This is a genomic window from Pseudomonas sp. S4_EA_1b (assembly GCF_016307435.1).
Lineage (GTDB): Bacteria > Pseudomonadota > Gammaproteobacteria > Pseudomonadales > Pseudomonadaceae > Aquipseudomonas > Aquipseudomonas rhodesiae.
The window spans coordinates 128832-142124 of sequence record NZ_JAEILC010000037.1; the positions used below are offsets into that span (position 1 = coordinate 128832).

A 13293-nucleotide genomic window follows, 5' to 3' on the forward strand; every position below is an offset into this window, starting at 1 on the left:
CATGGACACCCTCGTTCGCCACCTGCCGCGCCTGCGCTGGCACCTGATGCAGTGGCGCCAGCGCCTGGGCTTCTGGGGCCTGTTGGCCGTGGGCGTAATGGCGGCGGTGCTGTTGATCGAAGTCGTGCTGATTCAACCGGCCAGCAGCGCCGACAGCCAGCGACGCCAGGCGCTGCAAGCGGGTATCGACGAGCAGCCCCAAGACGTTCAAGTGACGGAACCGGCAGTAGTGGAAGCCCTGCCCACGGCACAAGACTTTGCCCCGCGCCTGGAAAAACTGCTGGGCCTGCTGAGCCAACGCGGTTTCATCATTGAGCAAACCACCCTGGCCTACTCCACGCCGGGGGAGACCGGGCTGCAACGTCTGGATGCGCAGATCCCCCTCTCCGGCCCTTACTTCCTGCTGCGCGAGGCCTTGACCGACATCGCCAAAGAGCCAGCGGTACGCATCGAAAACCTCACCCTGGAGCGCAAGGAAATCACCAGCGGCCTGCTCACCATCGACCTCAAAATCAGCGTGCTGGGGGTGGTGGAATGAAACTTCCGTTGTACCTGCGCATCCTGCTGGTGCTGACGTTGATCGGTTGCGGCTGGCTGTTCTGGCAAGACCAGCCCGAGCCCCTCGACAGCGCACCGGCCCCCGTCACCACCAAGCCAGCGCCGAGCGAACCGGCGGCGCCCACACCCACCGCCGAACCCGCGGAGACGATCGTCGACCTGTTTCCCATACAGACCTGGACCCCACCGCCGCCGCCCCCGCCGGTGGACAACGCACCGCGCAGGCCGCCAACGCTGCCCTTCAAGGTCAGCGCGCAATGGCGCTACGAGAACCAGGCGAAAATCGTCGTGCTCAGCGGCAACGGCGCCCAATACACCTTATGCAACCGCTGCTCGGTGCCGGGGCACATCGTGCCCGGCAAGATGCTGGACGCCCATTACCGCTTGGACAAACTCACCGACACCGCCGTGGTGCTGACTTACATGCCGTTGAAGCATGTCAGCACCCTGCGCCTGGACAAGCACTGACCCGGGAGGGGCACGATCATGCGGCTTAGATGGATTCCCTTGGGCCTGGCGCTGTGCGCAGTGAGTGCGTGTGAAACCCAGCGGGCGATCAAGCAAAGCGATGAGTTGCGCCAACAGGGCGATATCGTGCGTTCGGTCGAGGTGCTGCAAGCCGAGGCCAAGGAAGACCCCGACGATATACAGCTGCGCACCGCGCAGTTCAGCAAGCTGGAGTTGCTGGTGGCCCAGTACAGCCGTGAAGCCAACGCCGCCATGGTGCGTGGCGATGACACCGCCGCTATCCGCGCCCTGGAGACCATCCTCAAGTACGACCCCAGCAACCTGGGCGCACGCCAGCAAATCCAGAGCATCCAGGCGATGAAACAACTGCGCCCGCAACTGGCGCGGGCCTATGAGATGAAACGCTCCAACCCGGTGGAAGCGCTTAACCTGGTGCGCCAGATCATCGCGCAAAAGCCCAACTACCGAGAGGCCCTGGACCTGCGCAACGCCTTGACCCGCGAACTGGTGAGTGCCGACCACCTCAGCGCCGACCTCTCCGAGGCCATGCGCAAACCTTTGAGCCTGGAGTTCAGTTCCCAGAGCCTGACCACGATTTTCGAGACCATCGCACGGTTATCGGGGGTCAATTTCGTCATCGACAAAGACGTCAACCCCAGCGCGTCGGCCAGCATGACCGCCAGCCGCACCACCGCCGAAGACGCGCTGAACCTGTTGCTGACCACCCAGGGCCTGGACAAGAAAATCCTCAACAACAACACCGTGCTGATTTACCCAAAGCGCCCGGACAAAGAACGTGAATACCGCGAGCTGGCGGTGCGCACCTTCTACCTCAGCCATGGCGATGCCAAGGTCGTGGCCGCTGAGATCAAGCAAGTGCTCAAACCCAAGGAAGTGCTGGTGGACGAGCGCCTCAACGCCGTGCTGGTGCGCGATGGTCTGGACACCCTGAGTGCCGTGGAAAAACTGGTGGAGGCCATCGATATCGCGCAGTCGGAAGTGACCATCGATATCCAGGTGCTGGAAGTCAGCCTCAGCGACGAACTGAACCTGGGTATCCAGTACCCCGGCAGCATCGGCGTGTCCGTCGGCAACCTGAGCAATGTGCCGGCCGGGCTGGCGGGCATCCCGATCAGCGCCCTGCGCGGCATCAACGGCGACAATATTCTGCTGGATGCCAACAGCACCGAGGCGCGGATCAATATGCTGCAACGCAGCGGCAATACGGTGACCCTGGCCAACCCCAGGGTGCGCGTGCGCAACCGTGAAGAAGCGCAGGTGAACATCGGCGATAAAATCCCGGTGGTGACCACCACCACGGCCAACCAGATCACCACCTCGTCGGTGTCTTACCAGGATGTGGGGTTGCAGATCACCGTCAAGCCGATCATCAGCCTGAGCGATGAAGTGAACCTGGAACTGAACGTGGAGATGAGCCATATCACCAAGCGCATCCCCAGCTCGGACAACGTACCGGCCACCTTTGAACTGGGCTCGCGCGCCACCAAAACCCTGCTCACCGCCCGCAACAATGAGACCCAGGTGGTTTCAGGCCTGATCCGCACTGCCGACGTCGACGAGGGTTCTGGCCTGCCCTGGTTGAGCAAAATCCCGTGGATCGGCAAAAAACTGTTTGGCACCAATGTGAATACCCAGCAGAAAACCGAAATCATCCTGCTGCTGACGCCCCGGATCGAACGCAACCTGGACTTGCCGATTTCCCAGATCAGCACCTTTCACAGCGGCACCGAAGCGCGCAGTTCGACGCAGGGCATGATCCTGCGCGACACCACGGAAAAGATGATCCTCAAACCCACCGGAGGCGACCCGACGCCCGCGCTGCCGCCACCGATGCAGCAACCGGACGCCAACTGGCAGCCCTTGCCGCCGCCGTTACCGGATCTGGTGCCGAAGCCCGAGCCAGCCGCCCCTTAATCTCAGACCTTGAAGAAGAACAAACTGTGGGAGGGGGCTTGCCCCCGATAGCGGTGGTTCAGTTAAAAATACTCAGGCTGATACACAGCAATCGGGGGCAAGCCCCCCTTCCACATTGGTTTTGCAGTACGGGTGGGTCAGCGTACGACGCCTTCTTCGATCAGCAACTTGAGGATGGCTTGGGCGCCTTCTTCGGCGCTGACGCCTTTGAGCACCTGCCCACCGCCGCCACTGGCCTTGGCTGTGGCCGCTTTCATGCGGTCGGCGCCGCTCTTGGCCTTGATCACCTTGAGCCGCTTGGGTCGGGGCTTGGCCGGTTGCAGGGTGGCACCCATCAACAGCGCATCGTCTTCGACCTCGACCTCATGGGCCGCCAGTTCCCCGCGCTGGCCCGGGCCATAGGCGCTCTGTCGTGGTTTGGGCGCGGCATTGTCCACCGTGGCCAGAAACGGCAGACGCACCTTCAAGCGCCGCCGCTGGCCCCGTGGCAAAGCTTGCAGCACATGGGCCACGCCGCCGTCGATGGACTCCACCTGTGCCAGCCCCACAATCAGCGGCCAACCCAATTGCTCGGCGAGCAAAAACGGCAGCATTCCCGAGCCTTCGCCGGTTTCCGCCTGGCTGCCGGTGAGCACCACCTGGGCTCCGGCATCACGCAGGTACTCGCTGAGTACCGGCAGTGCGTCGGCGGTGGCCGGTTGCTCCAGCACATGCAGTTGCGGCAAACCCATGCCCAGATAGCTGCGCAGGGTCGGCTCGGCGATGTTGCCGGCATGCAGCACCTGCAACTTATCCCCAGCCAGCTGCAAACCCAGCTCGACCGCGCGGGCGTCCTGCTCGGCGCGGCGCGGGCGACCGGAAGTCGGGTGGGCGCCGATGGACACCAGGCTGATTACATTCGTGCTCATGCTCATATCCTCAAGCCGCGTCGCGCTTGGCGCCGTTGCGGTAGGCCTCGACCGCATCGATCAAGGCGTGCAGTATCGCGGCGCTTTCGCCGATCACCGACAGGTCGGCCCGCTTGATCATGTCGCAACCCGGGTCGAGGTTGATCGCCACCACCTTGTCGCAGGCACCGATGCCTTGCAGGTGTTGGATCGCCCCGGAAATCCCCACGGCCACATACACCCGCGCGGTGACCCAGGTGCCGCTGGCGCCGACCTGGCGATCACGCGCCATAAAGCCATCGTCCACCGCCACCCGCGAGGCGCCTTCGGTGGCGCCCAGTGCGGCGGCGGTCTGGTGAAACAGGGCCCAGTCCTTCACGCCGTTGCCGCCGGAGAAAATAAATTCCGCTTCGGCCATGGGAATGGCCGCCGGGTCCACCGCCACCGCGCCGAGATCCTCGATACGCGGCAAGCTGCGCGCCAGGGTTGTGGATAACTCCACGGGCAACACTTCGTGCCGGGTTTCGCTGACCGGGTCGGCACATTCGGCGGCGGCCAGAATCAGGCGTGGCAGCGGCCGCGCCAAATCCTCTTGGCCCGCGCCAGCGCGGCCGGTGCAGGTGTTGTCTTTGATCTGCCACACCCGCGTGGCCGGGCGCTCCTTGAGGCTGGCGGCAAAACGCCGGCCCAGCTCGCCGCCACCGCTGCGACTGTCAGGCAGCAGCCAGTGGCGTGGATTGAATTGGTTATCCACCGCCCGCAGACCTTGCACCCGTTGTTCCGGCGAATAGCCGTCGAACTCGGCGCCGTCGAGCACCAGCAGGCGATCAACGCCGGCCGTGGCAAACGCACTTTCCTTGTGTTCGCCAAACACCACCGCCAACACCGCGCCGTCGTCGCCGGCCAGCTGCCGAGCCAGGCCAAGCAGGTCGCGGTCATGACTACTCAGGCGGCCACCGACCATGTCCGGCACCACGTTGATGTAGAACGCCGGCGCAGCGACTTGATGCAGCGGCAATTGCACTTCGGCGGCTGCGGTACGTTTACTGGCGCCACCTTGCTGGGCGCCGCTGCGGTCGATGCGTTTGATGCCGTTGGGGCCGATAAAACCGATGCCATGCACGTTCTTGCGGATGACGCCATTGGGCCCCATCCAGCTGTGCTGCACCGGCTGCATCGCCGCATGCAGCGGGTGCAGGCGGTTACGGGCGATCCATTCGGCCCGTGGGTCGCGGCGGATTATGTCGCTCATCAGTGCACCTCCGCAGGTTCACGCTTGGTCGGTGACTTGGCCGGTTGAGCCTCCTCAAGCAAGGCGTCGGCCACCAGTTCGGCGATGTCCTTGATCAATGGGCGCGGTTCGACCACCCCTTCGAGCATCGCGGTGCATTGCGGGCAGCCAACGGCCACCAACTCGGCGCCGGTTTCGCGGATGTCTTCCATGCGCATATCCGGGATCCGTTGCTTGCCGGGAATGTCAGTGATCGGCGCACCGCCACCGCCGCCGCAGCACCGTGAGCGGAAACCGGACCGCTGCATCTCCTTGACCTCGATACCCAACGCCCGCAGCACTTGGCGCGGCGCTTCGTACTCACCGTTGTAACGGCCCAGGTAGCACGGGTCGTGGTAGGTCACGCTGTCGCCTTTGTGCTGGCCCAGGTTCAGCGCGCCTTCGCTGATCAGCTCGGCCATGAAGGTGCTGTGGTGTTGCACGCGGTAGTTGCCGTTGAAGGCGCCGTACTCGTTTTTCAGCACATGGAAGCTGTGGGGGTCACAGGTGACGATGCGTTTGAAACTGTACTTGGCTAGGGTCTGGATATTGCGCGAGGCCAGCAGTTGGAAGGTCGCTTCATCGCCCAGGCGCCGCGCCACGTCGCCGCTGTCGCGTTCTTCGAGGCCCAGCACGGCGAAGTCGACCTTGGCCGCTTTCAGCACTTTGACGAACGCACGCAGGGTACGTTGGTTGCGCATGTCGAAAGCGCCGTCGCCGACCCAGAACAGCACGTCGGTGCTGCCTTTTTCGCTGAGCAATGGCAGGTTCAAGTCCGCCGCCCAGTTCAGGCGACCGCCCGGAGCGAAGCCGCCGGGGTTGTCGGTGGCGATCAAATTTTCCAGGACTTCGGCGCCCTTATTCGGCGTCGCGCCTTTTTCCAGGGTGAGGTGGCGGCGCATGTCGACGATGGCGTCCACATGCTCGATCATCATCGGGCACTCTTCCACGCAGGCGCGGCAGGTGGTGCAGGACCACAGGGTCTCGGCGTCCACCAGGCCGTTGACGATCGGCTGATGCGGATTGCCGCCGTGCTCGCCAATGGCTTTGCCCGGATACGGGCTGCCGGCGAACTTGGCATCGGTGCCGCCCGCCAGGCCGACCACCATGTCCTGGATCAGCTTTTTCGGGTTCAGCGGCTGGCCGGCGGCGAACGCCGGGCACGCGGCCTCACACTTGCCGCACTGCACGCAGGCGTCGAAACCGAGCAGTTGGTTCCAGGTGAAATCCTTGGGCTTTTCCACGCCCAAGGGCGCGGCTTTGTCGCTCAGGTCCAACGGTTTCAACCCGGTGGAACGGCCGCCGCCGAAGCGCTCGGCGCGGCGGTGCCAGGCCAGGTGCAGGGCACCGGCGAAGGCGTGTTTCATCGGGCCGCCCCAGGTCATGCCGAAGAACATCTCGCTCACGCCCCACAGCACGCCCACGCTGAGCAGCGCAGCCAGCAGCCAACCGCCAAAGTCCGCGGGCAGGATGCCCGCCACCGGCAGGGTCACCAGGAAGAAACTCACCGAGAACGCCATCAGGCTTTTCGGCAAGCGCATCCACGGGCCTTTGGACAGGCGCGACGGCGGGTTGCGCCGACGCAGGTACACGAAGGTGGCGCCGACAAACATCAGCACCGACGCCAGCAGCAAGGCGTAGCCGAGGATCCGGTTCTGCAGGCCGAAGCCGTGCACCAGGATCGCCAGCAGCGCCGACAGCACAAAGCCCAGCGCCGTGGCGACGTGGGTGTTGGCGATGTATTTGTCGCGGGCGACCACATGATGCAGGTCGACCATGTAGCGCTTGGGCATGGCCAGCAGGCCGCCCAGCAGGTCGACCTTGGACGCGCGGCCACGGCGCCACATGTTTACCCGGCGCAGGGCGCCGAGGACGGCGAGGCCGAGGGCGGCAAACAAGAGAATAGGCAGCAAGGTGTTCAACATGGTGAAGCTCCCACAGACCGCACAGGTCTACTGTGAAACTGGCCCGAATGTGGGAGGGGGCTTGCTCCCGATGGCGGACTGTCAGTTGGTACAGTTGTCGCTGAACCACCGCTATCGGGGGCAAGCCCCCTCCCACATTTGACCGCGTTCACCTCATCAAAAGTCTTTGCACAAGCGCAGGGCGTCGTAGATGGCAGCGTGGGTATTACGCTGCGCCACACAGTCACCGATGCGGAACAGCAAGTAGCCCTCGCCCGGTTCGCTCAGGCACGGTTGCGGTTTGATCGCGAACAAGGCTTCCACGTCGATCTGGCCTTTGTTGCGCGAACCTTCCTTGAGCCCGTAGTAAATGGCTTCGTCCGGACGCACGCCGTTCTCCACCACCACTTGATCGACCACCCGTTCTTCCTTGGCGCCGGTGTATTCGTTCTCCAGCACCGCCACCAACTTGTCCCCCTCGCGGTAGACCTTTTCCAGCATCATGTCGCCGGTCATGATCACTTCCTTGGGGTACATGCTGCGGTAGTAAGTCGGGAACGACGTACCGCCGATGGCCACGCCAGGCTTGATGTCGTCGGTGACGATCTCCACCTGGCTGCCTTTGTCCGCGAGGAAATCCGCCACCGACATACCGGTAAATTCGCAGATGGTGTCGTACACCAGCACGTTCTTACCCGGCGCGACTTTGCCGTCGAGCACATCCCAACTGCTGACCACCAAGCCTTCGGCGGCGCCCCAGTGTTCGTTCTGCTCGATGTACGGATGACCGCCGACGGCCAGCACTACCACGTCTGGACGCAGGTCCAGGATGGTGTCGGCATCGGCGGCCACGCCCAGGCGCAGATCGACTTTCAGGCGCGCCAACTCCAGTTGGTACCAGCGGGTGATACCGGCGATCTGATCGCGCTGCGGGGCTTTGGAAGCCGTGGTGATCTGCCCGCCGATAAACTCTTTTTTCTCCAACAGGGTTACGTCGTGGCCACGTTCGGCGGCTACGCGCGCCGCTTCCATCCCGGCCGGGCCGGCACCGACCACCACCACCTTGCGTTTCGGCCCGGTGGATTTCTCGATGATGTGCGGCACGCCCATGTATTCACGGGAGGTCGCGGCGTTCTGGATGCACAGCACATCCAGGCCCTGGTACTGGCGGTCGATGCAGTAGTTGGCGCCGACGCACTGCTTGATCTGGTCGATCTGGCCCATCTTGATCTTGGCGATCAGGTGCGGATCGGCGATGTGCGCACGTGTCATGCCGACCATGTCCACATAGCCGCCTTCGAGGATGCGCGTGGCCTGGTTGGGGTCCTTGATGTTCTGCGCGTGCAGCACCGGCACCTTGACCACTTCCTTGATCCCAGCGGCCAAATGCAAAAACGGCTCCGGCGGGTAGCTCATGTTGGGGATCACGTTGGCCAGGGTGTTGTGGGTGTCGCAACCCGAACCCACCACGCCGATGAAATCCAGCATGCCAGTGTCGTCGTAGTACTTGGCGATCTGCTTCATGTCTTCGTGGGACAAACCGTCCGGGTGGAACTCGTCGCCACACAGGCGCATGCCCACACAGAAGTCGTCACCCACTTCGGCGCGCACGGCTTTCAACACTTCCAGGCCGAACTTCATGCGGCCTTCGAAGCTGCCGCCCCATTCGTCGGTACGTTTGTTGACCCGTGGGCTCCAGAACTGGTCGATCATGTGCTGGTGCACGGCGGACAGTTCCACACCGTCCAGGCCACCGGCCTTGGCGCGGCGCGCGGCCTGGGCGTAGTTGCCGATCACGCGCCAGATTTCTTCCGGCTCGATGGTCTTGCACGTCGCACGGTGCACCGGCTCGCGCACACCGGACGGCGACATCAGGGTCGGCCAGTTAAAGCCGTCCCAACGCGAGCGACGGCCCATGTGGGTAATTTGGATCATGATCTTGGCGCCATGCTTGTGCATGGCGTCGGCCAGGTTCTGGAAGTGCGGGATGATGCGGTCGGTGGACAGGTTCACCGAACTCCACCATTCCTGGGGACTATCGATGGCCACCACCGAGGAGCCACCGCAGATCGCCAGGCCGATGCCGCCCTTGGCTTTCTCTTCGTAGTACTTCACATAGCGGTCGGTGGTCATACCGCCGTCGGTGGCGTACACCTCGGCGTGGGCGGTGCTGAGCACGCGGTTGCGGATGGTCAGTTTGCCGATCTGGATCGGCGCGAACATTGCTTCGAAAGCCATGGCAGGGTTCCTCGACTTACAACGGCTTGACGATGAACAGGCCGTCGTCGTGGCCTTCTTCGGAGCCGCCGTAGACTTGCTCGGCGACGGTGCGCAGGCTGCTGCCGCGCGCTTGCAGAATCTGATCCATGGCCCCGGCGAACCAGCCGGTGAACATGTAATCGACCTTGCGCCCGACCTTGCCGTACACGTAGACGAACGCCGAATGTTCCAGCTTGACGCTGGCGGTGCCCTTGTCGAGGTCGATGTCTTGGATCTTGAACAGGCCCCAGCCGCGTTGCGACAGGCGCTTCATGTAGTGCTCGAACACCGCGACGCCTTCCAGGCCATGGCATTCGGCTTCTTTTTCGCACCAATGCCAGGCGGATTTGTAGCCGGCTTTGTAGAGGATCTCGGCATAGGCTTCGGCGCCCAGCACTTCTTCGATGCCCATGTGGTTGTTGACGAAGAAATGACGCGGCACATACAGCATCGGCAAGGCGTCGGAGGTCCAGACACCGGTTTCGCTGTCGACTTCGATAGGCAATTGCGGGGCGATCTTGGCCATGGAAACTTAACTCCAGAAAATTCGTGTTGATGCCCGTCGCGCGGAGGGCGACGGGTTAAGGATGAGGAGAGCGGCGGCTTATTCGCCCCACACGTCTTTAAGGACGTTGACCCAGTTTTCGCCCATGATCTTGCGCACCACGCGCTCGCTGTGGCCGCGTTTGAGCAGGGTCTCGGTGAGGTTGGGGAACTCGCCCACGGTGCGGATGCCCAGCGGGTTGATGATCTTGCCGAAGCTGGTCAGGCGGCGGGCGTAGCCTTTGTCGTGGGTCAGCATTTCAAAGAAATCCTGGCCATGGCCCTGGGTGAAGTCGGTGCCGATGCCAATGGCGTCTTCGCCGACGATGTTCATGGTGTATTCGATGGCTTCGGCGTAGTCGTCGATGGTCGAGTCGATGCCCTTGGCCAGGAACGGCGCGAACATGGTTACGCCGACGAAACCGCCATGGTCGGCGATGAACTTCAATTCTTCATCGGACTTGTTGCGCGGGTGCTCTTTCAGGCCGGACGGCAGGCAGTGGGAGTAGCACACCGGCTTTTTCGATTCGAGGATGACTTCTTCGCTGGTCTTGGAGCCGACGTGGGACAGGTCGCACATGATGCCGACGCGGTTCATCTCGCCGACGATCTCACGGCCGAAGCCCGACAGCCCGCCATCGCGCTCGTAGCACCCGGTGCCCACCAGGTTCTGGGTGTTGTAGCACATCTGCACCACGCCCACGCCGAGCTGCTTGAAGATCTCCACGTAGCCGAGCTGGTCTTCGAACGCATGGGCGTTCTGAAAGCCAAAGATGATGCCGGTCTTGCCTTGTTCTTTGGCTTTGCGGATATCGGCGGTGGTTTTTACCGGGATCACCAGGTCGCTGTTCTCACGGATCAGGGTCTGGCTGGCCACGATGTTATTGATCGTGGCTTGGAAGCCTTCCCACACCGACACGGTGCAGTTGGCGGCAGTGAGGCCACCTTTGCGCATGTCCTCGAACAGGTCGCGGTTCCACTTGGCAATAATCAGCCCGTCGATAACGATGCTGTCGGCGTGCAATTCGGCTGGGCTCATCAGGCGTCCCCTTATTGGCGATTCATGCGCCGAATCGTCTGCCGGCGCTTTGGGGCCAGCATATGCCCAGGGACTGAACGGACCCGGTGCAAAAACGACAGGGGAATTGCCGAAAGCGTCAATCCGCGACAAAGGCTATGCAGACGCGTCAGACGGGTGACTGTTCTTTGTCTTACGCTTGAGCCAGAATTCGGCCATCCACTGATATGAGACGGCGCAATGAAATCGATTTTCCTGGCTTTGGCACTCATCGCAACCGGCGTCCACGCAGCCGAAGACACCGACAGCACGCCCTGCGACGGCATCGAGAACGACAAACAAACCCTGGAATGCGCCACCTATAACAAGACCACCGCCGAGCAATTGCTCAAGGACAACTACCAGAGCCTGCTCGAACGCATGGGTTCGACCTACGGCAGCAACAAGACCCAACTGGCCGACATTACCGCTCGTCTGAAGGACGCCCAGCAGAAGTGGGAAAAACTGCGGGATGCCGACTGCGCCGTGGACACCTTCCCCGCCAAGCCCGGCACCAGGGACTACGCGATTGCGCAGAACGACTGCCTGGCGCGGATGAGTGATGAACGGTCGGAGTTTTTGGAGTCGATCGGGCAGGAATAAGCGACAATCGCCGCCACTTTTTAATCTGACCAAGGCCATTCATGACCCTCTGCGGCATCGAAATCAAAGGCAGCGAAGCCATCATCGCAGTCGCTTCCCTCGACAACCAGGCGCTGACCCATGTCGCCCTGGCCACCAAAAAAATCGCTCTGGAAGATGACGACGAGGCGGCCAACGTCAAAGCCTTCGCCGCGCAGGTGAAGGCGTTTGTGCAGGACAATGCCATCACCCGCATCGCCATCAAGAAACGCAGCAAAAAAGGTGAATTCGCCGGTGGGCCGACGACGTTCAAGATCGAGGGAGTGTTTCAGTTGCTAGACGGTGTGGAGGTGACGCTGCTGTCGCCCCAGACCATCAATGCGCAGAACAAGAAACACAACTTTGAACTGCCGGCGACGCTGAACAAGTATCAGCATGAGGCGTTCAAGGCGGCGTGCTCGGCACTGCTGAAGAAATAAGCCCCGCCGAAAAATCCAATGTGGGAGGGGGCTTGCCCCCGATAGCGGTGGGTCAGCCAAAGCGGTATCAACTGACAGTCCGTCATCGGGGGCAAGCCCCCTCCCACATTGGATGTGTGCTGTTTTTAGTGGGGGGTATGGCGCTTGTACAGCAGCCAATCCCCGAACGACTTGTCCTCCAGGGCATACCCGCCCCGACCCGATTTCCACACCAGTTCCTTGTCGCGCAGGGCATCGATGCAGGCCTGGATGGTCTGGGTGCCCGGCACTACGTCACTGCCCATGTCCTCCAACGCCTTGCTGACTGCGGTGAGGGTGCTGTCGGTAAACGGCGCGAAAGGTTCGTTGTTCAGCGAGCGTTCCACCATCACCTGCAAGACGGCGCGTTGCGGGATGGTCAGGGCGTTCCAGGCGCTTTCGAATTCGGTCCACACACCTGCGCGCAGCAGTTCGGCGCGACTGTGCAGCAACTGGCCCAAGTTGCTGGCCTCACCCAACTCCAGCGCTACTTCACCGATGATCGTACGCAGCATCTCGGGTCGGCGGCCGACCAACTCGAAGGCTTCATCGATATCGGCCGGGTTGAATTGGTTGGTCGGGGCCAGGTTCGCGTTGAGGTGTGCGGTGTAGGCCTGGGTGAAGGCTTTGCCCAGCAGTGGAAACGGCGTGATGCTGGAGCCAAAAAACGGCTGGCTTTTCCCCAACACCAGATAGGCCAGCTTGTCGCGGTTGGAACCGGTAAAGACTAAATGCAGGCCGCTGCCCTCCTCGTCACGCCCTTGGTTGAGCTGATCCCGGGCGGCCTTGAGCGCGAACATGGCGTTGATCCCTGAATCGCTGGTCAAGGCATGCTGGGCTTCATCGATCACCAGCACGACGGGTTTTTCCGCCGCGTGGTGGAGCAACTCCAATGCCTGGGTCAAAGTCGCGCCCACCGGCAATTGCGGCTTGCTGAAGTCCCAGGACAGGGTCCGCAGAAAACTCAACCTTTCGATGCCAAGGTTCTTGGCCAGCTTGCGAATGCCCTTTTCGTAGGGCGCAAGCGCGGCGGCAATGGCGCTGGCGATCAACTCCGCGGGATCTTTTTCTTTGTCGGCCCACAGATCCACATACACGGTGAGCCAACCGCGCAGTTGGCACTCTGGGATCAGGTCTTCGCGCAAGAACGTACTTTTACCAGTGCGACGTGGCGCGGCGAGGAACAGGCCAGAGGTGAAATCCTGAAGGCCGGCGCCAACCAGGCCATCGGCAATGCTGCTGGCCAGCGCGGGACGGCGGAACACAAAACCGCTGAGCTTGGACATGGCTTATACCAAATTATTGAAACGGCTATAAATTATAGCCGTGAGTA

Annotated in this window: 12 protein-coding genes; 5 read left to right on the top strand and 7 right to left on the bottom strand. The window is 62.3% G+C overall.

Annotation, left to right across the window (positions count from 1 at the left end):
- The first annotated feature begins 1 nt into the window (after position 1).
- From YA0848_RS13395 to YA0848_RS13405, 3 genes are read left to right on the top strand one after another with little or no spacing between them, the layout of a single operon-like run.
- Positions 2-538 (top strand): hypothetical protein, encoded by a 537-nt coding sequence (locus tag YA0848_RS13395; RefSeq protein ID WP_034115315.1) that lies wholly within the window; start codon positions 2-4, stop codon positions 536-538.
- Complete coding sequence (locus tag YA0848_RS13400) at positions 535-1026, top strand: hypothetical protein (protein WP_169903031.1); 492 nt, start codon at positions 535-537, stop codon at positions 1024-1026. Before YA0848_RS13395 ends, YA0848_RS13400 begins: the two co-directional genes overlap by 4 nt.
- A gap of 18 nt (positions 1027-1044) precedes the next feature.
- Positions 1045-2961 carry a secretin N-terminal domain-containing protein gene (locus YA0848_RS13405; RefSeq protein WP_034139611.1) on the top strand — a complete coding sequence of 639 codons (1917 nt, stop codon included), beginning with the start codon at positions 1045-1047 and terminating at the stop codon, positions 2959-2961.
- Between the two features lie 137 nt (positions 2962-3098).
- Here YA0848_RS13405 and etfB read toward each other — a convergent pair whose 3' ends face one another.
- The 6 genes from etfB to YA0848_RS13435 all read right to left on the bottom strand — a co-directional run bounded on the left by etfB (position 3099) and on the right by YA0848_RS13435 (position 10863).
- On the bottom strand, positions 3099-3869 hold the full coding sequence (gene etfB, locus YA0848_RS13410; RefSeq protein ID WP_034139613.1) for an electron transfer flavoprotein subunit beta: 771 nt from the start codon (positions 3867-3869) through the stop codon (positions 3099-3101).
- A gap of 10 nt (positions 3870-3879) precedes the next feature.
- Positions 3880-5100, bottom strand: coding sequence for an electron transfer flavoprotein subunit alpha (gene etfA, locus YA0848_RS13415; protein ID WP_034101174.1), 1221 nt, complete (start codon positions 5098-5100; stop codon positions 3880-3882).
- On the bottom strand, positions 5100-7043 hold the full coding sequence (dgcB, locus tag YA0848_RS13420; protein ID WP_169903029.1) for a dimethylglycine demethylation protein DgcB: 1944 nt from the start codon (positions 7041-7043) through the stop codon (positions 5100-5102). The genes etfA and dgcB overlap by 1 nt, the downstream gene beginning before the upstream one ends.
- A gap of 156 nt (positions 7044-7199) precedes the next feature.
- A complete protein-coding gene (gene dgcA, locus YA0848_RS13425) occupies positions 7200-9260 on the bottom strand; it encodes a dimethylglycine demethylation protein DgcA (protein WP_169903027.1) in 2061 nt (686 codons plus the stop codon).
- Positions 9261-9276: 16 nt separating this feature from the next.
- The gene (locus YA0848_RS13430; RefSeq protein ID WP_034101179.1) at positions 9277-9807 is read right to left on the bottom strand and encodes a 4-vinyl reductase; all 531 of its coding nucleotides are present in this window, start codon (positions 9805-9807) and stop codon (positions 9277-9279) included.
- A 78-nt stretch (positions 9808-9885) separates the two neighbouring features.
- Positions 9886-10863 carry a dipeptidase gene (locus YA0848_RS13435; RefSeq protein ID WP_015373138.1) on the bottom strand — a complete coding sequence of 326 codons (978 nt, stop codon included), beginning with the start codon at positions 10861-10863 and terminating at the stop codon, positions 9886-9888.
- 219 nt (positions 10864-11082) lie between these two features.
- Here YA0848_RS13435 and YA0848_RS13440 point away from each other — a divergent pair, with 219 nt between their 5' ends.
- Positions 11083-11484, top strand: a complete 402-nt coding sequence (locus YA0848_RS13440; protein ID WP_034139618.1) for a lysozyme inhibitor LprI family protein — start codon at positions 11083-11085, stop codon at positions 11482-11484.
- Positions 11485-11525: 41 nt separating this feature from the next.
- Complete coding sequence (locus YA0848_RS13445) at positions 11526-11942, top strand: DUF3010 family protein (protein WP_034101182.1); 417 nt, start codon at positions 11526-11528, stop codon at positions 11940-11942.
- A gap of 125 nt (positions 11943-12067) precedes the next feature.
- Here the strand turns inward: YA0848_RS13445 and YA0848_RS13450 are convergent, their stop codons facing one another.
- Positions 12068-13246 carry an AAA family ATPase gene (locus YA0848_RS13450; RefSeq protein WP_034101183.1) on the bottom strand — a complete coding sequence of 393 codons (1179 nt, stop codon included), beginning with the start codon at positions 13244-13246 and terminating at the stop codon, positions 12068-12070.
- Between the last annotated feature and the right edge of the window lie 47 nt (positions 13247-13293).